The organism is Daquilactobacillus linshuiensis, from assembly GCF_052828685.1.
In genome coordinates this window covers 174,745-197,439 of sequence record NZ_CM128255.1, presented here as the reverse complement: position 1 = coordinate 197,439, position 22,695 = coordinate 174,745, and the positions used below count along the sequence as shown (strand labels likewise).

Annotated in this window: 24 protein-coding genes; 3 read left to right on the top strand and 21 right to left on the bottom strand. The window is 30.1% G+C overall.

From position 1 onward, the window contains the following. Positions 1-2: 2 nt before the first annotated feature. From ACUV9F_RS01060 to ACUV9F_RS01025, 8 genes are all read right to left on the bottom strand, one after another. Positions 3-338: a PqqD family protein gene (locus tag ACUV9F_RS01060; protein ID WP_446183844.1), complete on the bottom strand. Its 336-nt coding sequence runs from the start codon at positions 336-338 to the stop codon at positions 3-5. Then, on the bottom strand, positions 325-2,271 hold the full coding sequence (locus ACUV9F_RS01055) for an OPT/YSL family transporter (RefSeq protein WP_446183843.1): 1,947 nt from the start codon (positions 2,269-2,271) through the stop codon (positions 325-327). Before ACUV9F_RS01055 ends, ACUV9F_RS01060 begins: the two co-directional genes overlap by 14 nt. A 150-nt stretch (positions 2,272-2,421) precedes the next feature. Next, a complete protein-coding gene (locus ACUV9F_RS01050; protein ID WP_446183842.1) occupies positions 2,422-3,552 on the bottom strand; it encodes a GNAT family N-acetyltransferase in 1,131 nt (376 codons plus the stop codon). Between the two features lie 5 nt (positions 3,553-3,557). After that, positions 3,558-4,646, bottom strand: a complete 1,089-nt coding sequence (locus ACUV9F_RS01045; RefSeq protein ID WP_446183841.1) for a DUF871 domain-containing protein — start codon at positions 4,644-4,646, stop codon at positions 3,558-3,560. 67 nt (positions 4,647-4,713) lie between these two features. Further along, a complete protein-coding gene (celB, locus tag ACUV9F_RS01040) occupies positions 4,714-6,006 on the bottom strand; it encodes a PTS cellobiose transporter subunit IIC (protein ID WP_446183840.1) in 1,293 nt (430 codons plus the stop codon). An 18-nt stretch (positions 6,007-6,024) separates the two neighbouring features. Further along, positions 6,025-7,464, bottom strand: coding sequence for a 6-phospho-beta-glucosidase (locus ACUV9F_RS01035; protein WP_446183839.1), 1,440 nt, complete (start codon positions 7,462-7,464; stop codon positions 6,025-6,027). Further along, positions 7,457-7,771 carry a PTS lactose/cellobiose transporter subunit IIA gene (locus ACUV9F_RS01030; RefSeq protein WP_446183838.1) on the bottom strand — a complete coding sequence of 105 codons (315 nt, stop codon included), beginning with the start codon at positions 7,769-7,771 and terminating at the stop codon, positions 7,457-7,459. Before ACUV9F_RS01030 ends, ACUV9F_RS01035 begins: the two co-directional genes overlap by 8 nt. Before the next feature lie 12 nt (positions 7,772-7,783). Further along, positions 7,784-8,092: a PTS sugar transporter subunit IIB gene (locus ACUV9F_RS01025; RefSeq protein ID WP_446183837.1), complete on the bottom strand. Its 309-nt coding sequence runs from the start codon at positions 8,090-8,092 to the stop codon at positions 7,784-7,786. Between the two features lie 144 nt (positions 8,093-8,236). Here ACUV9F_RS01025 and ACUV9F_RS01020 point away from each other — a divergent pair, with 144 nt between their 5' ends. Together ACUV9F_RS01020 and ACUV9F_RS01015 are read left to right on the top strand one after the other, a co-directional pair. Further along, complete coding sequence (locus ACUV9F_RS01020) at positions 8,237-8,959, top strand: GntR family transcriptional regulator (protein WP_446183836.1); 723 nt, start codon at positions 8,237-8,239, stop codon at positions 8,957-8,959. Between the two features lie 77 nt (positions 8,960-9,036). Beyond that, complete coding sequence (locus ACUV9F_RS01015; RefSeq protein ID WP_446183835.1) at positions 9,037-11,871, top strand: DEAD/DEAH box helicase; 2,835 nt, start codon at positions 9,037-9,039, stop codon at positions 11,869-11,871. 44 nt (positions 11,872-11,915) lie between these two features. Here ACUV9F_RS01015 and ACUV9F_RS01010 read toward each other — a convergent pair whose 3' ends face one another. Continuing rightward, positions 11,916-12,662, bottom strand: coding sequence for an SDR family oxidoreductase (locus tag ACUV9F_RS01010; RefSeq protein WP_446183834.1), 747 nt, complete (start codon positions 12,660-12,662; stop codon positions 11,916-11,918). Positions 12,663-12,772: 110 nt separating this feature from the next. Here ACUV9F_RS01010 and ACUV9F_RS01005 point away from each other — a divergent pair, with 110 nt between their 5' ends. Beyond that, positions 12,773-13,660 carry a LysR family transcriptional regulator gene (locus tag ACUV9F_RS01005; protein ID WP_446183833.1) on the top strand — a complete coding sequence of 296 codons (888 nt, stop codon included), beginning with the start codon at positions 12,773-12,775 and terminating at the stop codon, positions 13,658-13,660. 12 nt (positions 13,661-13,672) lie between these two features. Here ACUV9F_RS01005 and ACUV9F_RS01000 read toward each other — a convergent pair whose 3' ends face one another. From ACUV9F_RS01000 to ACUV9F_RS00945, 12 genes are all read right to left on the bottom strand, one after another. After that, a complete protein-coding gene (locus ACUV9F_RS01000) occupies positions 13,673-13,801 on the bottom strand; it encodes a hypothetical protein (protein WP_446183832.1) in 129 nt (42 codons plus the stop codon). An 87-nt stretch (positions 13,802-13,888) separates the two neighbouring features. Then, complete coding sequence (locus ACUV9F_RS00995) at positions 13,889-14,206, bottom strand: carboxymuconolactone decarboxylase family protein (protein WP_446183831.1); 318 nt, start codon at positions 14,204-14,206, stop codon at positions 13,889-13,891. A gap of 2 nt (positions 14,207-14,208) precedes the next feature. Further along, positions 14,209-14,607, bottom strand: a complete 399-nt coding sequence (locus ACUV9F_RS00990) for a cupin domain-containing protein (RefSeq protein WP_446183830.1) — start codon at positions 14,605-14,607, stop codon at positions 14,209-14,211. A 206-nt stretch (positions 14,608-14,813) separates the two neighbouring features. Continuing rightward, a complete protein-coding gene (gene purB, locus ACUV9F_RS00985; protein ID WP_446183829.1) occupies positions 14,814-16,106 on the bottom strand; it encodes an adenylosuccinate lyase in 1,293 nt (430 codons plus the stop codon). 11 nt (positions 16,107-16,117) lie between these two features. Next, positions 16,118-17,242, bottom strand: coding sequence for an ATP-grasp domain-containing protein (locus tag ACUV9F_RS00980; protein WP_446183828.1), 1,125 nt, complete (start codon positions 17,240-17,242; stop codon positions 16,118-16,120). 3 nt (positions 17,243-17,245) lie between these two features. Beyond that, positions 17,246-17,821, bottom strand: a complete 576-nt coding sequence (locus tag ACUV9F_RS00975) for a xanthine phosphoribosyltransferase (RefSeq protein ID WP_446183827.1) — start codon at positions 17,819-17,821, stop codon at positions 17,246-17,248. 102 nt (positions 17,822-17,923) lie between these two features. Beyond that, positions 17,924-18,679 carry a MerR family transcriptional regulator gene (locus ACUV9F_RS00970; RefSeq protein ID WP_446183826.1) on the bottom strand — a complete coding sequence of 252 codons (756 nt, stop codon included), beginning with the start codon at positions 18,677-18,679 and terminating at the stop codon, positions 17,924-17,926. A gap of 57 nt (positions 18,680-18,736) precedes the next feature. Beyond that, entirely contained in the window at positions 18,737-19,360 is a 624-nt protein-coding gene (locus tag ACUV9F_RS00965; RefSeq protein ID WP_446183825.1) for a glycoside hydrolase family 73 protein, read from the bottom strand. Positions 19,361-19,447: 87 nt separating this feature from the next. Continuing rightward, positions 19,448-19,648, bottom strand: coding sequence for a cold-shock protein (locus ACUV9F_RS00960; RefSeq protein ID WP_446183824.1), 201 nt, complete (start codon positions 19,646-19,648; stop codon positions 19,448-19,450). A gap of 267 nt (positions 19,649-19,915) precedes the next feature. Continuing rightward, positions 19,916-20,824 (bottom strand): ribokinase, encoded by a 909-nt coding sequence (rbsK, locus tag ACUV9F_RS00955; RefSeq protein ID WP_446183823.1) that lies wholly within the window; start codon positions 20,822-20,824, stop codon positions 19,916-19,918. Between the two features lie 24 nt (positions 20,825-20,848). Next, positions 20,849-21,244, bottom strand: a complete 396-nt coding sequence (rbsD, locus tag ACUV9F_RS00950) for a D-ribose pyranase (RefSeq protein WP_446183822.1) — start codon at positions 21,242-21,244, stop codon at positions 20,849-20,851. Between the two features lie 144 nt (positions 21,245-21,388). Then, positions 21,389-22,669, bottom strand: coding sequence for a peptidoglycan bridge formation glycyltransferase FemA/FemB family protein (locus ACUV9F_RS00945; protein ID WP_446183821.1), 1,281 nt, complete (start codon positions 22,667-22,669; stop codon positions 21,389-21,391). Positions 22,670-22,695: the final 26 nt, after the last annotated feature.

Below are 22,695 nucleotides of genomic sequence, written 5' to 3'. Positions count from 1 at the left end.
CCTTATACTCGCGAAATTATTTTCTCATTTTTTTCTAAATGATCTAAATAAACTAATAATCTTTCAAAGAGTAAATCATTTGTTTGTTCATACTTTTTTGATAATTCTTTTCCTATTTCATAAACACTTTTATTCCCATCAATCATTAAAAAAACAAAGCTTCCAAATTCATCTAGGTCTAAATAAGATTTCTCAGGAATTTTAAAATGTAATTTTCTTAAAAATATTTGAATAGGATGATTTTGCTGCCTAATTATCGAAACAATATCATCGTTTATTTCATAATTGATATCTTTATTTTTTCTATATTTTATATTTTTTAGGTTAATTTCTTTCATCCGTTGTTTCACTGCTATTGGATGCTCCTTTTTTTATCCTATACAAAGGAATTAAAATTAAAATAATCATGATAATTAATAATATTATTGCCATAGCATTAGTGTTAGCAAACCCTTTAATAGCACGATCTTTTAAAACACCCATAACATGTAAAATAATACCAATCAATCCTATAATAGAACCTCCGGCTACTAGGCCTGATGAGAGACTTATACCATTTTGTATACGATTCTCTTTTACATCATCATTTTTAGTAGTCATTTCAACTAGTTTTTTAATTAAAGCACCTATTAAAATAATTGATGTAGTTGAAATAGGTAGGTAAAATCCTAGTGCAACAGTCATAACAGATAAGTCTAGAAAATAAAATACAATAGCCATTACCACACCAACTATAATCATTATCCAAGGTAAACTTCCTGACATAATGCCTGACGTTAACGTGGCAATTAAATTAGCTTGAGGAAGACCAAATGTAGGTGTTGCACTTGTTGAACTGAACTGAGGTGACAAGATACTAATAGTTCCAACTGTAACTAAAACTCCCACGAATCCTGCAATCAAGAAATACTTCATCAATTCTTTTCTTGAACCGCCTAATATATAAGTAACCTTTTGAGATTGCATGTAACTACCACCAACAGAAATAGCGGTAACTAAAAATGTTCCAAACATCAATAAAACTTGACTGTGATAATTGGTTTTCCATCCAAAAATAACAAACACCAAAGTCATAATGACTAATGAAGCTATAGTCATACCTGAAATAGGATTATTAGAACTTCCAATAGTTCCAGCCAAACGACCTGAAACAATCACAAACAACATCCCTAAAACAAGAACTAAAAGAGCACCAATAATTGAAATTAAAACATTCCCACTTAAAATAAATCCAAGTATTAAAGTTCCAAGAGCACCTACTCCAATTGAAATAGTACCCAAATTATTCTTTTCATCACTTGATGCTGAACTTGCACCTAATGCACTTTTTAATGATGTAATAATATTAGGGACTAATTGTAAGGCACCAATAATACCTCCACAAAGCATCATTCCTGCACCAATATATTTAACATAAGAACTGGCAATATCATTCACATTCATACTATTTACTGCAAGTCCTGAATTATTCCAAGCATGAGCGCTATTTCCAGCCAAATCTGTAAAGTAACCAATTAATGGGGCTATGGCGAAATTAGACAAAATTGCTCCTGAAAAAATTGATATAGCAACAGGTAGTCCAATTATAAAACCTATACCTGCAAGCATAGGATTAACTTCAATGTCGAGTTTCCATTTATAAAAACTACTACCAACATAGCTAATCATGCTGTTAAAAATACCAAAAACAGAGGTTGTTAATAAGGTGATTCCACCACCAATACCAAATCCAATCCCCATATATTTTAAAGAATCTCCACCTTCATCAGATGCAACTAAAGCTTCAGAAATTGCCATTGCCTCTGGATATACTAATTTTCCATGTTCTTCTATTAATAAATAATTCTCAACTAATGATGAGACTCCTAAAGCAAATAATACCCCAAAAAAGCCTGCTAATATTCCTTGAATAAAATTGATATGTCCACCGACTAAAACAATAGCTGGTAATACATAAATCATCCCACTAGCAATAGATTCTCCACCACTAGACATACCTGCAGTTATATTTTTACCAAGAATTCCCTTAGATTTCGCAAATGCTGCAACTACACCTGATCCAATAATTGACCCTGGTATTCCTGCAGAAACAGTTAATCCAGCTTTCATACCTGAGTATGCAGTAGAAGCTGCAAAAACAATTGCTAATATTATCCCTGTAATAAGTATTACAGCATTTCCTGATTTATTTTTCTTTCCATCTCTAACATAAGGCTCATATTTGTTACCAGGAACGCCACCATATGCGTCCTTTGATAATTTTTTTGCCATTTATTAGTACCCCTTTCGTACATCAATAATTAATTAATACCTTTTTTATTTGTGAAAATGGTATCAATCATTCACAAGTACTTTAACATATAATCTATTATTCAACACAAAATTTTCAATAAAAAAAGCTCATTATAAATGAACTTTTCCTTAAAAGTATTCTCTAAGTATTGGGACCTTCACACTGAACTGGTCATCAAATTCAGTGATTTTTTTATAATTACCATCTATTTTTCCAAACTTAAATAACTCTTTCATATTTGTTTTTCCAAGTAAAACTTGTGTTAATTCCCTAATATCTATTTCAATATCAAAGCTTTTTTCCTTTACTCCATTTAAATTCCAACATCCATTATTCTCTTCTATAATATCGTCATTCACCTTTAATTTAATATCTTCTCTCAAATTAATTTTTGATAATAGTTTAGATAAATTTACTATTCTTGCCATCATATAAGGCTTTACTTTCAGCTCAATTGCTCCAGGATCAGAAAATATTGACAAATTATTTTTAGGAATAGGCGATTCATAAGTGAATTTTTCGTAACTATTTAAATGACGATATACAAAGTTCATCAACATATTAAATGCATTAAAATCACTATATATTAACTCTTTTATCTGAAATTCATTTTCAGTTCTTAAATATATTAGATATCCTTTTATTTCATTACTTAACGTGTATTCAATCAATTCCCAATCAGGATGTTTTTGAGGTAGATAATCCCACCACCAGTCAGGACGTATGATTCCACCTGATTCATTCTTTGTTGTATAAGAATAGAATTCTTTTAGTTCTTGAGTAACTGAATTTAGTGATACTTTTTTAAAAGAGCCCTTGTTTGAAGTCTTTATTCTAGATAATTTATCTGCTTTTACTGAATAGCAATATCTATCGAATACATATTCATATCCAAATTTTCTGTAATACCTAAATGAAAAAGGAGCCAAGTAAGATAATTCTACTTCTTCTTTATACATATTTTTTAATGCCACTTTTAACAGACTACCTGCACTAACATCTGATATATTTTCTGGTAACGACATAACATCAGATATTCCAGACATATTCAATTCTGATTCAAAAATATGAACTTGAAAAGGAATTGTTAGTAGACTGGTTAATAATTGACTATTTCCGAAATATCCATAAGGCTGAGAATTATTATATCTAGTTTTGATAAATTTTTTTCTATATTCAGAATTTTTCCTATTAAAAGAATATAAATATAAATTATAGAAATCTTCAAATTCGTTTTTTGATAATTCAAATTTATTCATAACTATTATCCCTTTATAAGTTTAAATTGACTCCATGGTTTAATTGTTGGAATTAAGAATTTTTCATCATCGGATATCTTTCCAATAATATTTCTTCTCCCATCATTTTTAATATCACACAGTGCTATTTGTACTTCGCCTTTATATCTGTTGTACTCATCGTTAACAATGATAACATCCCCAAAACTAATATCTGTTGTATTTTTTTGAGGAATAGTTTTATTTTCGTACTTAACTCTTGTTTGTGTATCCCTAATTAAATATTCAGACGCATCACCGCGATATAAGTGAATATTATTAAGTGCAATTTCTTTTTCTAAATCACTTATGTTCTCTTCTAAATCAACTTTTATTGTTGTAAATGAACTATTGAAAACACTTGCAACTTTTTCCAAATCTTCCTCACTTGCAAAAGCATTTCCTATTAAAATGTCATTAATTAATCCACTGCTTAACAGATGTCTCACTTGAGTATCAATAGGTAGGTCACGATCTTTTTCAAGAGTAGGTAATCCTTCACTTACTGGCCATGGACCAATTTGTGCATTTTGTGAACTAATAAATGCTGCGGTTACTAGATTATGATCTGCAAATACTTTTGACCATTTATTAAAAAAGGCATCTCCTAAACCCGTATACCTTTGAGGATAGAAATTATGGCAACCTAATAAATTATCTGTATTAGGATCATATGACATTATATTATCGATATAATGGGTACCCGCACTCATATTAATTTCAATTTTTAAATTAAAAGGATTTCTTGTCATTCTAGCTTCTTCTAATCCCGTAAATCCTTCGTCCAAACGTATTCCCCATACTCCAAGATCATTAAAAAATGATAAATCATCATAGCTTATACCTAGTTGCTTAAAAAGTGAAGGATTAATATCTAAAATCACTTTAAAATTTAAAGTATTAGCGTACTCAATAATTTTCTTGAATTTTTCAATCACTCCATTTTTACCATCTTTTATTTCAAGTAGTGACATAAAGATTCTTTTATAACCATATTTAGCAGCTAAGTCTAAATATCTTTTATTTTCTTCAAATGAAGTTTGCTCTGGATAGATTGAAACACCTAATTGTCCCATATCAAATTACTCTCCTATTTTTGTGTAATAAAAAAGAATGGAAAAATTTTCCAATCTTTTTATTTTTTTAAGCTGCTTTTAGCTCTTGTTCTGCTTTTGCCTTTGCTTTGTCTGCTGAGCGGAAGAAGTAGAAGTAGATTAGTCCATCTAATAAAATATTAATAAGTTGCAATACACCACCTGATATATGACCAGTTGCAATTATTCCAGATATTACTGGAGGTGTAGTCCATGGAACCATAACTCCCATTGTTTTAGCAACTAATCCTGTTGACATAGCAAAATATGTTGTAAGAATATTCATCATTGGAGCAGCAATGAATGGAATAACAATTTTGTAGTTCAAAACAACTGGGAATCCAAAGATTATTGGTTCATTTATATTAAATAGATTAGGAACAATAGCTAATTTACCAAGTGCTTTATACTCTTCACTCTTAGAAAAGAATGCCATCATTACTACTAAACCGATAGTAGCTCCTGAACCACCCATGTGAACAAAGTTATCAACAAATTGTTGAGTAACAATATTAGGTAATTCTTTACCAGCAGCAAATGCTGCATGATTTTGGTTCATAGCTGCTAACCAAATTGGCATCATAACACCTGAAACAACATTTGCCCCATGAATACCAAAGAACCATAATCCAGTAACAAATAATTCAGCTATTAAAATACCCGGCAATGTATTACTTAATTGTCCTAATGGCTGTGCTAAGAAATAATTCATAACATTAGGAATACTTTGCATTGGTGTTGCTTCCACACCAAGTCTGATAATCCATACTAATAATAGTACTAAAGTACCTGGGAATAATGCTGTAAATGAATTACTTACAGCTGGTGGAACTGAAGCTGGCATTTTAATTGTCCAGTTTCTGTGTACCATCCAAACAAATAAATCTGTAATGAATAATCCAACAATAATAGCAGTAAATAATCCAGCCGAATCAAGTTGTGTAAGAGGAATTGATAATGATCCATCCTTAGCAACTATCATAGGAATTGTTAAAATATATGCACCCATTGAAACTAAACTCGTCGATATTGCATCAACTTTATAGCTTTTTGATAAGTTATAAGAAATACCAATTACTGCAATCAATCCCATCAAATGAAATGATGCATTAGTTATATATTGAAGAACCGTTGCAAAATTACTTCCAAATGTATGGTTCATAAAATCAAGGTATGGTTGATATGGAAATTGTGCCAAAATCATAAATACAGAACCAATAATAATCATTGGAACCGCCATTGCCATACCATCACGTAAAGCAACCATGTGTCTAGAAGACGCAAATTTTCCAAATGCGGGGATAAGTTTCTCGTTTAAAAAGTCTGAATTTTTTTTGTTCATTTTCTTTACCTCCAAATACTAATTTATTTTTTCTCCATTAGTTTCTACTACGTTTTTGTACCAATAGAACGAATCCTTTTTATATCTTTTCTTGCTGCCATTTCCCTTGTCATCTTGTTCTACATAAATGACACCGTAGCGTTTTGCCATTTCTCCAGTACTTGCAGAAATTAAATCAATAATTCCCCAAGGAGTATATCCAATCAAATTAACACCATCTTCGACAACAGCTTTTTCCATCTCTGATATATGATTTCTGAAAAAATCAATTCTATAATCATCGTGAATTTCTTTTTCGCTAGTTAATTTATCAATAGCACCGAAACCATTTTCTACAATAAATTGTGGAAGATACCATCTATCATTCATCCAATTCATTGCATATCTCAATCCAACTGGATCTATTTGCCATCCCCATTTAGACGCTTCAACGTAAGGATTTGATACTAAATCATTTTGCTCATCATATATAAGTTCGTTATAATTTTTTTCTTCTGTAACAAATGACATATAGTAACTAAAACCGATATAGTCAACTGTTCCATCTTTTAGTATTTGTTTATCTTCTTTAGAAATATCTATATTGTAATTTTTACGATCAAAATAATTTAAAATCCATTGAGGATAATAACCTAATGCCTGTACATCACCGTAATAATATCTTGTTTGCATTGCACGTTGTGCTTTTAAAATATCTTCGGGTTTTGAAGTTAAAGGATACACCGGACACATTGCTATCATAGCGCCAATTTTAAATTCAGGGTTGATTTGATGTCCCAATTTTACAACCTTAGCACTTGCTACAAACTCATTATGAGCTGCTTTAAACATTGCTTCTTCTGGATTAGTTTTTTCATCCAAAATCAATCCAGAATCTTGAAGTAGATGGTGAGATTCTCGCCAATTTGTTTGATTATTTATTTCGTTAAAAGTCATCCAATATTTAACTTTATTTTTATATCTTTTAAAACAAACTTCTGCAAAATTCTCAAAAAAATTTATTAATTTTCTATTTGTCCATCCACCATATTCAGTAACTAAATGGTATGGGATTTCAAAATGAGATAACGTGATAACAGGCTCAATACCATATTTTAGACACTCATCAAATAAGTCATCATAAAATTTCAATCCTGCTTCATTAGGAACTGACTCATCTCCATTAGGAAAAATTCTGCTCCACGCAATCGAAGTTCTAAAGCAATTTATTCCTAATTCAGATAATAATTTAATATCTTCTTTGTAAGTATGATAAAAATCAATTCCCCAATGATTAGGATAAACTTCACCATCAACAACTCCATTTGTTACTCTTCTAGGAGTATCTTTATTACCAGCAGTCATAATATCAGCAATACTGACACCTTTTTTACCTTCTTGCCATCCACCTTCAAGTTGATGCGCCGCTACAGCACCTCCCCAGAGAAAATCTTTAGACATTTTATAACTCTTAGTCATTATTTAATCTCCTATATAAATCTACAATTTCACCGGCTAAATCTCTGAATGTTATCGCATTCATTATGTGATCTTGTGAATGGACAGATAATAAAGTCACTTCTGCATGTTTACCTTGTGCTTCTTTAGTTAACATATCGGTTTGCGAATTATGAGCTTGTGATAATGCTTTATCTGACTCTTTTAATTTTTTTTCTGCTAAATCAAAATCACCATCTTTTGCAGCTCTAATTGCCTCAAAGGCCAGACTCTTAGCATTCCCTCCGTTAACTATTAAACCCATTATTGCTTCTAAATTTTCATCCATTTTTTTGACCTCTTAGTCCATTGTTTCTAGTGCTGTTTCTAACACTTTTTCACCATTCATCATTCCATAATCTTGCATGTTGATTGAAACTACTGGAATATCTACTCTTGATTTAAAATCATTTTCCATATATTTAACTTGTGGTCCAAGCATTAATATATCGGGATTTTTTTCTTCTAACTTTGCATTTGCATCAGAAGCTGCTGTTGCAAAAATATCTGCCTTAATTCCTTTTTCTTCTGCTGATTTTTGCATTTTTGTTACTAATAAACTAGTTGACATACCTGCCGAACATACTAGCATTATTGTTTTTTCTGCCATTTTCATTTCCTCCTTTTTTGAAAACGTTAACATTTACAATTTGATTATAATTTATGGGTACAAATTTTACAAGTACTAACTAATATTTTAAAAAAGCTTTTTTATAAGTTATGCTGTATTATGAAATTATGATAATTATGAACATTGGGGGACAATATCATCTATCACACAATTGCTGAGCAGATAATTGACTCAATCTTAAACAAGGAATTTAAAACGAAATTGCCAACTGAAGCCCAACTGATGGAATTATATGGAGTCAGTAGAAACACTATACGTCGCGCTATAGACGTTGTTTTCCAAAGGGGATTACTTAAAAGAGTCCAAGGAAGCGGATATTTTATAAATGATATAAGCCGTGAAGGAAAATTAGTTGTAAATCTATCAATGGGAGCGGGCAATCCAATTCGAGTTAAGGATAGTAAATTAGAATCAAAAATACTTTCTTTTGATTTAATAACAGCAGATAAGCAACTATCAAAAGAATCAAAAATTCCACTCGGAACTAAGCTTTACAAAATAGTACGGCTAAGATACCTGCAAGGAGACTTATATTGTTTAGAAACTGCTTACTATGTGAAGTCTGTAGTACCTTATATTCCAAAAGAAGTTGGGCAGCGATCTATATTTAATTTTGTCAAAGAAACATATGATATTAACGTTACAAATAGCGAAAACTACATGTCAGTAACCAGTTTGGATCGTCAGCAGGCAAAGCATCTAAATAAAAGCATAGGTTCACAAGAACTAACTCTTACACAATATAATTATTGTAAGAATAATGTTTTATTTAATTACTCATATTCTATGTATGTTTATCCAAATATTAATTTTTATTTCAATTCAACAAGAAGTACGGAATCTTGAAAGCTATGAAAATATTTTCACAGCTTTTTTTAGTATAATAAACATAGCAATTCAATTTTTTGATATTGGACAAAATTATGGAAAAACAAACTTTTATTAATTCGGTACTCTCTTCATTTATTGATGAAAAATACATTTCATCAAATCAATTTGAGCCCCAACTTATAACTAATTCATCTGACGAAAACATTAAAGCTCATATTAACCAAGAGCTGCAAACTTGTACTGGCTTTACATTTGCTGTTGCCTTTATTTCTAATTCCGTTTTAACAGACTTAAAGGTTTTATTTGCAGACTTACATACAAAGGGTATTTCTGGAAGAATTTTAACTTCAACATACTTGGCATTTAATCAGCCAAAAGTTTTCTCCGAACTTTTTAAAATTCCTAATGTTGATGTAAAAATAATGGAACAAGAAGAAAATTTTCACGCTAAGGGTTATATTTTTGATCATGAAAACTATAAAACCATCATTCTTGGTAGTTCTAATTTAACCACCTCTGCATTAATCAGTAATTATGAATGGAATATTAAATTTTCATCTTTAGACAATAGTAAATTAACAAATCAGTTTTTGTCTTCCTTTGAAAATCAATGGAAAAAAGCCCAACCATTAACTGCTAATTGGATTAGAAATTATACGGATTATTTTAAAAAGCTATCTTTTTCAAGAGTTCCAGTGGCCAATTTCACAACAGAGATTGTCCCAAACAATATGCAAAAAGAAGCTCTTTTATCATTACAAAATCTAAGATCTCAAAATGTTAAAAAAGCACTTATTATTTCTGCAACTGGTACTGGAAAAACTTATTTAGGCGCATTTGATGTTCAACAATTTAATCCGAAAAGATTTTTATTTGTTGTACATCGAGAACAAATTTTGAAAAAATCTCTAGAAAGTTTTCATAAAATATTAGGCGGTTCTTTGGATAGCTACGGTATTTTTTCTGGAAGCTCTAAAGATAGGAATCACAAATATCTTTTTGCAACTATCCAATCAATTTCACAAGATAAAAATTTAGCTAAATTCAAAAATAATGAATTTGACTATATTTTAATTGATGAGGCTCATAAATCTGGAGCAAAATCTTATCAAAAAATAATTAACTATTTCACCCCAAACTTTTTATTAGGTATGACTGCGACTCCTGAACGCACCGATGATTTTAATATTTATGAATTATTTGATTACAATATTGCCTATGAAATTCGACTTCAAAACGCCATTGAAGAAAACATGCTGAGTCCATTTCACTATATTGGAATCGTTGATTACGAATATCAAAGCAAAACAATTGAAGAAAAAACTCCACTTAAATATTTAGTTTCTGAGGAAAGAATGAATTATGTTATAAATCAATTAGATTACTACGGTTATTCAGGTGAAAAAGTTCACGGTTTGATTTTTTGCAGCAGAATAGATGAAGCAAAAGAAATCGCAAATATTATGACATCAAAAGGACATCCCTCTGTTGCCCTAACCGGAGAAGACTCTATTAGTACTAGAGAAAAAACAATAAGTAGATTTGAAAAAGGAAAGATTGAGTATATTGTAACTGTCGATATTTTTAATGAAGGTATTGATATTCCCAAAATTAATCAGATAGTTATGCTTAGAAACACTGAATCAAGTATTATTTTTATTCAACAACTAGGTCGAGGCTTACGCAAATATCCAAATAAGGAGTTTGTCACTATAATTGATTTCATTGGTAATTATAAAAATAACTATTTAATACCAATTGCTTTATCTGGTGATAAAACTTTAAACAAAAACAACTTAAGAAATAAGATCGCAATTAACCAAGTAATTGGTCTTTCATCAATTAACTTTAGTGAAATTGCTAGGCAGAAAATTTATAATTCCATTAATAATAACAATCTTACTCTCTTAAACAACTTAAGATCATCTTATATTGAGTTGAAAAATAAAATTGGAAGAATTCCGTTGTTACAAGATTTTCAAAAATTTGGAACAGTCGATCCTCAAGTTTTTGTTGATAAGTATGAAAGTTACTATGATTTTTTAATTAAATTGCACGAATCAAAAAATCTTACAAATTATGAACAATGCTTTTTAAAATTAATCTCCAAAGAATTTCTTAATGGAATGAGGGCTCACGATTTAGTTCTTATTAAAGAGTTATTATCAAAAGAAAGTATTACAAAAACAGACTATATTTCTCAACTCAAAAAATTAAATACCTATGTTAATAAAGAGACTATTACTTCTGTCGAAAATCATCTTACTTTAGATTATTATCAAGATAATGATAAGAAAAAATATGGTCAAATACCATTCTTAAAAATTGATAATAATATTTATACTATAGACTCAAAAATTTTTTCATACTATATTTCAAATAAATATTTCAAATCACTAGTTGATGATGTCATTAAAGTTGGATTATCAAAAAATCATGAATACGCAATTGATAAACAACTTACTATTGGTAAAAAATATACTCGCCGTCAAGTAAATAACCTTATTGGCTGGCCAAAAGATCAATCTTCTTCTATTTATGGATACAAAGAAAAGTACAATATTTGTCCAATTTTTATAACTTATCAAAAAAATGAAATGGCTATTAACAAATATAATCACACCAATACTTTTTTTAATCCCTCAACGATTAGTTGGTATTCAAAGAATAGAAGAACTCTGGAATCAAATGAGATTAAGAACCTTTTTAAACACAATAAGAATAACGAAACATTATTTTTATTATTTATCAAAAAAAGTGACGATGAAGGATCTGATTTTTATTACTTAGGTCCGATAGATTTCGACTTTAATTCCATTGAACAGCAAATTAATATTGTTAAAAACAAAGAAGTTTCCGTTGTAAAGGCAAATCTTATTTTGCGAAATCCAGTAAATTACGACTTATTCTTAAAAATAACTAAATAAAAATCCTCTTATGAAATGATTTTGAATTTCATAAGAGGATTTTTTTAAACTTCTTGACCTGATGGTCGTATTAAGACTTCACTTACAGTAACATGTTTAGGCTGATCAATCGCATAAATAACAGCGTTGGCAACATCTTCTGGATTAATAGCAAGTGCAGATTTCTCTGGTGCTTCCATTAGTTGTTTCACACTATTAAGAACATTTTTATTTCCAATAGTATTAACTAGTTCTGTTCTAACTGCTCCAGGAGAAATTATGGTTGAACGTATTCCATTATTCTTTTCTTCTTGACGCAATCCTTCCATTATTGCTCGAACTGCATATTTAGTTCCGTTATATACAGCTGAAGATGGATATATAACATGACCAGCTACTGAATCCGTTGTTATAATTAATCCATCTTGTTGTTCTTTCATAATAGGTAATACTTCACCTATTCCATTCAACACTCCCATAATATTAACATCAAGCATCTGTTGCCATTTATCATACTCTCTATCACTTAAATTACCTTGCGGCATTATACCAGCATTATTATATAAAACATCTACTCTACCAAATTTATTAATAGCAAAATCAATTAGGGCTTTTATATCTGTTCTTTTAGTTACATCGGTTACTTTATATAAAACATTGTCCCCTAATTCATTTGCAATTTCTTTTAATTTATCTTCACGACGTGCCCCCATTACTACTTTTGCACCTTTATTTACTAAAAGTCGTGCAGTTGCTTCGCCTATGCCCGAAGATGCGCCTGTAATTATTACTACTTTATCTTTAATCATCATTTATCTCCTTACAATTAATACATAAATTATAGTTTCTAAAAATCATATGTAAAATACATATATCTGATACAATAATATAATTAAAAGGTATAAGAAGATGGAGTTAATTTATGGATATTCGCATATTAAGATATTTTTTGGCAATTGCCCAAGAAAAAAGTATTTCCAAAGCAGCTCAGTATTTACACATTTCCCAACCAGCGCTATCAAGACAGATAACAGATTTAGAAAACGAGTTAAACATTAAACTATTCGATCGAGGACCCCGGGAGATCAAATTAACAAAAGATGGTCATTACTTACGACAAAAAGCTTCTGAAATAGTACAACTTGTAGATAAAACTTCGTATAATCTACAAGCCAATTCAAATATAGTCAATGGTGAATTGGATATAGGCGCTGGAGAAAGTATGGGAATGCAGCGTATTATGGAGGTAATTGCGGGAATTATTACGGATTACCCTGACATAAAATTGCATTTTCATAGTGGTGATTCCACTGATGTAGAATCAAAATTAGAATCTGAAATACTTGATTTTGGAGTTATTATGGGTGAAAAGCCTTTGAGTCAATACGAAACTTTAAAACTTCCTGAAGTAGATCATTGGGGAATTCTAATGCCTTTTGATTCAACCTTAGTAAAAAAAGATACTATTTCTCCCGAAGATTTAGTGAAAATCCCACTATTAGTTTCTAATCAAGCAAAACAACGAGTTAGATTTCAAGATTGGTGGAGTAATGTTAGTAATGATTTAAATATAATTGGTACATATAATCTAGCTTTTAATGCTTCTTTACTTGTTAAAACTAAAAAATGTGTAGCCTTAACTTTTGATGATCTTATTAATACAGATAAAAATTCAGGATTAGTCTTTAAAAGATTAAATCCTGATTTGTCTGAACCAATAACCTTAATTTGGAAAAAGAACAAACTTATGTCGAGTGCGGCTAGTTTATTTATAAAGAGATTAAAAGAAAACATTGCCAAAAAAGCTTAACCACAATTGAAGTTAAGCTTTTTTCTTAGTTGAAAAATCACGTTGCTCAGTTAAAAATATATTAAAAAATAAAGTTATATTCACTAATATTAACGCATATACAACTTGTACTAATCTAGCAATTAAAATAACAATCATCAAAAACAAAAGCTCAATTAGTTCTAGTTTGTTAACTTTCCAACTTGCAAAATTATTTAAAAAAATTTCATTTTAGACTTTTTAAATAAATTAATTAAATATTTTCTTTGCAATGTTAAAAGCTGACCAAGCCTTTGGCCATCCAACATAAAAAGATAAATGAGTAATCAGTTCACTTATTTCCTCTTTTGTAATTCCATTTTCTTTTCCAATATTTAAATGTGCAGATAATTGTTCAAAATTACCTCCAGATATTAATGCTGAAATTGTGATTAAGCTTCTATCATGAGCAGACATTTTATCTTCTCTCGACCAAACTTGACCAAATAATATATCATCATTTAATTCAGCAAATTTTGGAGCAAATTCTCCCAGATTATCTCTTCCTGCTGTTTGTTTTTTCACCATAATTAATTAACCTCCAAATTATTATAAATTTCATCACTTACCAGTTCCAACCACTCTGGACTGCCTGAAGTAATAGCAATATGTGTGAACCATGAATCTTTTGTTGCTCCATACCAATGTTTTACTCCATCATGAGTTACGACAACGTCACCTTTTTTTAATAAACGTGGTTTATTACCATCTTCTTGATACCATCCTTCACCGTCTGTGACTAATAAAATCTGGTATCCATCATGATGAATATGCCAGTTATTTCTACACCCCGGTTCAAAGGTAACATTTCCAACGACTACATCAACTTGTGGATCATTTACAAGCTCTTTTAAATAACTCTGTCCAACAAAATACTGAGAATATGCATCATTTTTTTCTCCTTTAGGAAATATATTTTCGTCTTTCAAAAGCTTCACCTCTATAACTTAAAATTATTATCAATTAAATTGTAATTTTTATGTTTAAAAAGTCTAATACATAATTCAGATAACTATCTATTAACTTTAGTTATAGATAATTACCAGCGTTCACTCTTCACTCGATATTGGTAAAGAACCTTAAAAAAGGCAGGTAATTGATAAATCAATCACCTACCTTCTCAGTACAACTATTATTATAGTCCCACTCTTTCAAAAATATCATCCACATGTTTCAAATGCCATTTATAGTCAAATGCATCATTAATTTGGTTTTCACCCAGTCTATCAATAATGAATTGGTCATTTCTTATTAAATCTTGGAAATTTTTTTCATCATCCCACGCAACTTTAGTCTTTGGTTGAACCAAGTCATAAGCTTCTTCACGAGTTAGACCAGATTCAACAAGTTTTAACATAATTCTTTGAGAATATATTAATCCATGGGTTAGATTTATGTCTTTTTCCATTTTTTCAGGAAATACAGTGAGATTCTCTACAATTTTTGAAAATCTCATAATAATATAATCCAATAATTCTGTTGTGTCTGGAATTATTATTCTTTCCGCTGAACTATGAGAAATATCTCGTTCATGCCATAACGGAACATCTTCTAATGCAGTAAAAGCATGTCCTCGAATAACCCTAGCTAAACCAGTTACATTTTCTGAGCCTATTGGATTTCTTTTATGAGGCATGGCTGATGACCCTTTTTGGCCAGCGGCAAAAAACTCTTCTACCTCTCTAACTTCCGTTCTTTGTAAATGCCGAATCTCTAAAGCAAATCGTTCAATTGATGTAGCAATTAAAGCCATTGTTTGTACATAATCTGCATGTAAGTCTCTAGGTAGTATTTGAGTAGAAATTTCTTGCGGTCTTATTCCTAGTTTTTTACAAACAAACTCTTCAACTTCAGGTGGTGTATTAGCAAAAGTTCCAACGGCCCCACTGATTTTGCCTGCTTCAACACCGCTTGCTGCATTATTAAACCGTTCAATATTTCTCTTCATCTCTGAATACCAAGTTGCTAAAACAAGTCCAAATGTTGTGGGCTCTGCATGCACACCATGAGTTCGTCCAATCATGGCTGTATACTTATATTCATTTGCTTTATTCTTAATTACTTCTAACAAATGCTCCAAATCTTCTTTTAATATTACGTTAGCTTGCTTCAATAAATATCCGTAGGCAGTATCAACAACATCAGTAGATGTTAATCCAAAATGAATCCACTTTCTTTCTTCACCTAAAGATTCTGAGACAGCTCTTGTAAACGCAACAACATCATGTTTGGTTTGTTGTTCCAATTCAACAATGCGATCCACGTTAAAATTTGCGTTTACCTTAATTTTTTTTAAATCTTCACTTGGCACTTCTCCTAAATTACTCCAAGCTTCTGTTGCGGCAATTTCAACTTTAAGCCAAGCGTTGTACTTATTTTCATCAGTCCAAATACTTCCCATTTCGTTACGAACATATCTATCTAGCATAAAAAAATCTCCTAATCTATAGTCCAGATTTTTGTATTGTTAATATTGCTTTTTAAGAAGTCCTCTTCTGTAGAAGATACTAGAATGTATCCAATTTCATCTTCTTGGTTGAATTTATTTCTTGCATTATGAAACAAAAATTTCCACTGAGGTTTTTGTTTTAAAAGTTTTAAAACATCATCTCTTTGATTTTCAAAAATTCTTAAAATTGTCGCGTTCATTAAAGGAAAAATTTCAGGAATTGGCCAATTAGCAACTGCTCTTAATTGTAATTCAAATTGAGAATAACCAGTTGCTAATTCGTAAGTATTAGCAGAGTATGGTAATTCAAAACTGAAGTCTTTGACATATAAAGTATTATTATCACCTAGAATAAAATTGACACAAAGAAGGCCTACATAATTAATTGATTTTGCAATTTTTAGTGAAACCCTTTGTATTTCTTCTTCAATTCGAGGATCATTTTTTATAAATACTGTAGAGTTAACCAAAACATCATTTTCATATTTATTATTTGTTAGTGGATATGTATGAATTTTTTCGTTAACATTCTTTGCTAATGTTATTGAAAATGATTTTTGAGGCACAACATAAGCTTCAAGTATATATGTTCCAAATTCTATACTACCTAATAATTTTTGAAAATCTTCTTCAGTATTAAATACTAATTGCTTTGAAATACCTTTTTGAATTGGCTTTAAAATACAAGGATATCCAACTTTTTTAACCCCAGCTTTTAAGTCGTCATCATTAATCACCAGAAAAAAAGGAGAGATATTAATATTTAACCCATCCAAAAACGTTCTCTCTAAATATCTATCCTGAGATAAAGTTAACAGTTCTGTCCCTTGAATTACTGGATGTTCACTAGCAATTTTTTCCAAATCTTCATTATCAATATCGATATTTTGATACAAAAGAATATCAGAATTCTCAGCAATTTTTTTGATATTTTCATAATCATATCTATTTACAACGATATGATTATCAGCTCCTGCAACAGCTTCGTCGTTATCTTGATTAACTGCTAAGTTGGTTTTAAAGCCCATTTTATGTGCTTGAATAAGTAATAGATATGTTTCATATCCACCACCAATGACACCAATGGTTGAACCTGGTTCTAAATATTCTCTCATAATCTACTCCTCTTCAAATATCACTTGCCCATTTTCAAAGGCTTTTATTCGTGCTAGCGAGTGAACTTTTATTCCCTTTTCATCAACAATTGAGCGACCTTTTTGAAAAGATTTTTCTATAACGATACCAGCTCCAACAATAGTTGCTCCTGCGGATTCAACTATCTCTGCTAAACCTTTTACAGCTTGTCCATTTGCTAAAAAATCGTCAATTATTAACACATTATCAGAACTGTTCAAAAAGTTCTTTGAAATACTTATCTTATTACTTGTTTGTTTGGTGAAAGAATATACATCAGCTGTATATAAGTCGTTTTTTAATGTTAAAGATTTATGCTTTCTAGCAAAAACCACCGGTTTATCAAAGCAAAGTCCTGTCATCACTGCTGGTGCAATTCCCGAAGATTCAACAGTAATTATTTTTGTAACATTTTTTTCTTTAAATACATTGAAGAATTCTTCACCCATTTTTTTCATTAAAGTAGGATCAATTTGATGATTTAAAAAGCTGTCTACTTTTAACACATCTGTTCCTAAAATTCTGCCGTCTTTTTTAATTCTTTCTTCTAGTTCCTTCAAAATACTTACCTCATTTGTATTTATTGATACTTTTAATAATATCACTGGGACGATTAAAAATCATGATATAAAAAAGAAACTAAAATAAATTTTTAGTTTCTTTTAGGCATAATAATAAACAGCATCATGTAGTAAAGTAGGCGCATTTTCATTACTATTTTTTATATAATAATCTGCAAATCTTTGATCTGCTAAATACATATCTACTAATCCCTTATGAGCTTGCGCAGAGTAGTCAGTCCATGTAAATGATAGCCATTTTTTATGTAGTTCAAATACTTTCTTTCCTAAACTAGTTTTTACATCTTTTGAGTCATTGAGCTCATTCAAAGATTTAAATAATTCGCCTTCAACTTTTTTCATTTGTGACATGTCATCTTTAGATAGAGATAAATATTTTTTATTAGCCTTTTCTATTGCCTCCTTTGAATATTTTTCTACTAGTTCTTCGCCATATTTTTCCATGTTTTTTTCAATTTGTTCATTTTTAAATGCGGCAAATTTTTCTTCATTTGTCATATTTTGTTCACCTCGATAGTATTTTATAGTCTTATCAATAGTGTTCAAAAGCTGATCTATGTTATTTCTTTCAATCAATAATTTTTGTCTGTGACTAATCAATGCATCTATATTAGAATAATCGTCATTATTTAATATTACTTTGATTTTTTCCAGTTCAAACCCAAGATGCTTATAAAACAATATTTGTTGCAGTCTATCAATTTGCTTCTGCTCATATATTCTATAATTTGATGACGAAATTCTTGCGGGCTTAAGCAAATTAATTTCATCATAGTATCTTAACGTTCTCGTGCTAATTCCAGACAATTTAGCGACCTTATTAATTGTATACTCCATAAAATCATCCTTTCAACAAAGAACACTATAAACTATTACGTTGCGTTAAGGTCAACACTAATTATCAAATCTATCTAAGTTATATTGTTTTATAATTTTTAACAGCTTCTTTGTATATGTTGGATCAGTTGCATATCCATCAGTTTGTAATGCAAACGTGGCATCAACATAATCTTGTGCAGCTAATACATCATGATATTGTCTAGGGTTCCAAGAAGTTCCATTAGCTAAGAGCACAGCATGATCTTTCATTGAATCTTTATAATCTGAGTACACCCTAAATCTGCCATGAATTTCTATCCATTTTCCATTAACAAATTCTTTGGTATATAAAACTTTAGTATTAGTAGGATCAGTCCCTTTTACACCAAAAAAATTATTATAGTCTCTAGCCAAAACGCTTTTTCCCCAATTACTTTCAACAATCGCTTGAGAAATAGTAATACTAGGTAAAATCCCATATTGTTTTTTTAAGGTAATCGCATATGGGCTAATTTTATCAATAAACTCGTTTCTTTTTTGTTCAACAATTTCGGTCTTACTAGGTTTATTATTTTGAATTATTTTATATTGAGACATCGCTAAAAAAACCGTTGTAATAAGTACAACAATTAAGCAAACAAACAATAATATTGTAATATATGAATTCTTTTTATTACGTCTTCTTTTTTTCTTAGACAATTTGAACCTCTTAATATGTTTCTATATTAAAATTAAAACAAAAAAGCCTAGCATAAGCTAGGCTTTTAGCATTTATATCTAAAGAAATTATGCTTTGTTTACATTTACAGCTTGTGGTCCGCGATCACTTTCTTCGATATCAAATGTTACAGCTTGTCCTTCTTCCAAAGTCTTGTAGCCTTCACCTTGAATTGCTGAGTAATGTACGAATACATCACTACCATCTTGGCGAGTAATGAAGCCATAGCCTTTTTCTGAATTAAACCATTTTACTGTTCCATTTTCCATGTTAGAACTTCCTCCTGAGGATTTAAAAAATTTGTAATTTGTTCGTGGTACTTGGAAGAAAGTCTTGCGATCTGTCGAACCATTAACCATTTCACAATACACACATATACTATCATGCAATAAGAAAATTAACAATATTATTTGTTCATAAATGCCGTTTTCATGGTGTTTTCACGTATTTTTCAAGATTTAAAAATATTCTAATTAAAATATATTTTTCCATAAATAAATTATTTACACACAAAATAAAAAAGGCTATTCGCCTTTTTAAATTTGAACATCTTTTTCATAAGGAATTGACACTTGTGCTCCAGCAGCTTGAACTGCAATGGAAGAAGCTTTATTAGCAAAAGTCATTGCTTCTTCAATATTTGAAAGGTCATCATTTATTTTTGTACTAAACGCACCAATAAATGTATCTCCAGCAGCAGTTGTATCAACAGCTTTTACTTTAAATGCATTTACAAAACCAGTCTTATCACCAGTATTGTAGTATGAACCTGTTGAACCAACAGTAATTAAAACAACACCTGCACCCATTTCAATAAGTTTATTTGAAGCTGCATCCATTGAATCACGATCTGTAACTTCAATTCCTGTTATTAATTGAGCTTCTGTTTCATTAGGAATAATAATATCTGACATCTTAATTAACTCTGCTGGAATATCGTTTGTAGCAGGAGCTGGATTAAGAATTGTTTTAACATCGTTTTCTTTGGCAACTTTAAATGCTTCCACAATAGCTTCCATTGGAACTTCAAATTGAGCTATTAAAATATCGGCATTTTTAATTACTTCACTGGCCGCTTGAACATCTTCTGGGCAAACCTCGTTGTTTGCACCGCCATAAATCATGATACTGTTTTGTCCTTCTTCATTAACCATGATAAATGCTTGACCAGTACCTGATGTTTTTGAAGTATAAATATAATCAGTATCCATGCCATCTTTTTTGAAAGTATCAAGCATAAAATCAGCAGCACCTTCATCACCAACACGACTTATAAAGCTTGTTTGAGCACCTAACCTTGTAGCAGCAAGAGCTTGATTAGCTCCCTTTCCACCACCAGCTTGAGCCATATTTTCCATTTTCATAGTTTCTCCAGGAAGAGGAAAATGGTTTAAATTTAAAATAGTATCAACGTTTGTTGATCCAAGAACTACAACTTTTTTCATTATTTATAAAATACCTTTCTTGTCTTAAAAAACAACGCCACTTTCTAAAATTATATTTGAGTAAGGAGTTTCTTCACCAGTTCTAATGAATGCACGAGTCTTACTCAAATCTTTTTTCATTTGTTCATGGGGAATGAACTCAATAGGTGTATCTCCAAGTAAATCCTTAACCCTTTGTAATTGTTCAGGATTGGCAGTCTTCATTTCTTCTGCTAAATATATTTTTTGAACTTCAAGCTCACTTAATACATTTTCTAATACAGCCATAAAACCAGGAAGACCTGCTTCAATAGCTACATCAATTTTTTCAGTATCACTTGGTACAGGCATACCAGCATCACCAATAGCCAATGTATCAAAATGTCCCATATCTGAAATAGCTTTTGAAATATTACTATTCAAAACTCTAGTTTTTCTCATATTTTTCCTCCAATGGAAAGCTAATCATAATAAATCTACCATAATAATTTAACATGATATGTATCCACTTTCAATAAAAGTTCGTACCAATTTAAAAGTATTATATTATTAGTATTAAAAAAGAACGTTTAATAAAACGTTCTACTATCTTCCTATTATTTTTAATAAATTTTTCAATATTTTATACGTATTATATTTAAAAGTATTTATTGGAGATTCAAATACTCCTACCATCTGTTGAGCTTTACCATTAAAATTTTTTTTAAATTCTAGTACTCCATCACTTCCATCGAAACTTCCGTCAATTCCAAAAAAATTATATCTATGGATTCCAGAATCAATTGTTTCTTTTATTATCTTATCTTGAATCTGATAAGGACCATAAAATTCCATATATTTTTCATAAGTACCAGAAAATAAATAGACTATCTCTTGTGGAAGTTTAACAAACATCCCTCCAGCAACTATTACTGTATTTCCATTTGATTCCGATTGTAATTCTCTAGCCCGCTTTATTCTATTTATATGCGCTTTTTTTTGATCATCGAACTCATTAAACTGTCGCTTAAATTTATCATTATTAGGATACTTCTCAATCTTTTGATTTATTTTTTCAAGTTTATTATTTAATTGATTAATTTTTTGATTTTCTTCAGATATATAATCTATAAAATTCATTTCCGCAACTAAAAATTGTATTTTATCTTTAAACGCATCAAATGCGTATTTATAATATTCTAATGATTTTGTTCCAATTCCAAGACGTTCTCCAGTATCATATGTTAAATCATAAAACTTATTTAAGTCTTCTCTAGGGAGCTGTCTAAGCTTAATACCAAATTGTTTATTTTTCTTTAAGTAATAATTAACATCCTTACTATATGTCTTAACTACTTCCTTATACGATTCTTCGTCAAATTCTTTAACATACTGCCAATAAGTAGTATTTTTTAATCTTGCTTCTTTTTCTGATTTAGCTAAGCCATTTTGAAATTTTTCATGTTTGAAACCAATGCGTTTAAAATTATTCAATAACTTATCATTTGCTTTTGATATTGGATTACCTTCATTATCAAAATCTCTGTAAACAACATTAGGTGCCACTCTCAAAAATAATCCACCATGTTTTTTTGCAAATTTTTTAACTTCATTAAAATAATACCTTAGTAACTCTTCATCATCGTAATTTAATAATGGTCCATGATCGAAACCGAACACTTTTCCAAGCCTTACATGTTGAGCCGTTACAACACTTCCAGCAATAATCTTATCATTTTTATTAACTACACCTAGTATGAATACTTCATTGCCACGTTTTTTTAACACTTCAAACTGATTGATCGTTTGTGCAAAATTCCCAAGTGGATGATTCAAAACGAATTCTTGCCAATCATTCATTCTAGTACTCAAATCTATAAATTCCATACTAACTCCTTATTAGAACACTTTTT

Bases quoted from the DNA above. Each gene is read 5' to 3' on its own strand.
- ACUV9F_RS01055 (WP_446183843.1), bottom strand. From the start codon at position 2,271: ATGGCAAAAAAATTATCAAAGGACGCATATGGTGGCGTTCCTGGTAAC.
- ACUV9F_RS01015 (WP_446183835.1), top strand. From the start codon at position 9,037: ATGGAAAAACAAACTTTTATTAATTCGGTACTCTCTTCATTTATTGAT.
- ACUV9F_RS01035 (WP_446183839.1), bottom strand. From the start codon at position 7,464: ATGACTAAGAGTTATAAAATGTCTAAAGATTTTCTCTGGGGAGGTGCT.
- ACUV9F_RS00960 (WP_446183824.1), bottom strand. From the start codon at position 19,648: ATGGAAAATGGAACAGTAAAATGGTTTAATTCAGAAAAAGGCTATGGC.
- ACUV9F_RS01030 (WP_446183838.1), bottom strand. From the start codon at position 7,771: ATGGATGAAAATTTAGAAGCAATAATGGGTTTAATAGTTAACGGAGGG.
- ACUV9F_RS00970 (WP_446183826.1), bottom strand. From the start codon at position 18,679: ATGGAGTATACAATTAATAAGGTCGCTAAATTGTCTGGAATTAGCACG.
- purB (WP_446183829.1), bottom strand. From the start codon at position 16,106: ATGCTAGATAGATATGTTCGTAACGAAATGGGAAGTATTTGGACTGAT.
- ACUV9F_RS01060 (WP_446183844.1), bottom strand. From the start codon at position 338: ATGAAAGAAATTAACCTAAAAAATATAAAATATAGAAAAAATAAAGAT.
- rbsD (WP_446183822.1), bottom strand. From the start codon at position 21,244: ATGAGAAAAACTAGAGTTTTGAATAGTAATATTTCAAAAGCTATTTCA.
- celB (WP_446183840.1), bottom strand. From the start codon at position 6,006: ATGAACAAAAAAAATTCAGACTTTTTAAACGAGAAACTTATCCCCGCA.
- ACUV9F_RS00995 (WP_446183831.1), bottom strand. From the start codon at position 14,206: ATGGTGAAAAAACAAACAGCAGGAAGAGATAATCTGGGAGAATTTGCT.
- ACUV9F_RS01005 (WP_446183833.1), top strand. From the start codon at position 12,773: ATGGATATTCGCATATTAAGATATTTTTTGGCAATTGCCCAAGAAAAA.
- ACUV9F_RS01025 (WP_446183837.1), bottom strand. From the start codon at position 8,092: ATGGCAGAAAAAACAATAATGCTAGTATGTTCGGCAGGTATGTCAACT.
- rbsK (WP_446183823.1), bottom strand. From the start codon at position 20,824: ATGAAAAAAGTTGTAGTTCTTGGATCAACAAACGTTGATACTATTTTA.
- ACUV9F_RS01045 (WP_446183841.1), bottom strand. From the start codon at position 4,646: ATGGGACAATTAGGTGTTTCAATCTATCCAGAGCAAACTTCATTTGAA.
- ACUV9F_RS01010 (WP_446183834.1), bottom strand. From the start codon at position 12,662: ATGATGATTAAAGATAAAGTAGTAATAATTACAGGCGCATCTTCGGGC.
- ACUV9F_RS00945 (WP_446183821.1), bottom strand. From the start codon at position 22,669: ATGGAATTTATAGATTTGAGTACTAGAATGAATGATTGGCAAGAATTC.
- ACUV9F_RS01050 (WP_446183842.1), bottom strand. From the start codon at position 3,552: ATGAATAAATTTGAATTATCAAAAAACGAATTTGAAGATTTCTATAAT.
- ACUV9F_RS00980 (WP_446183828.1), bottom strand. From the start codon at position 17,242: ATGAGAGAATATTTAGAACCAGGTTCAACCATTGGTGTCATTGGTGGT.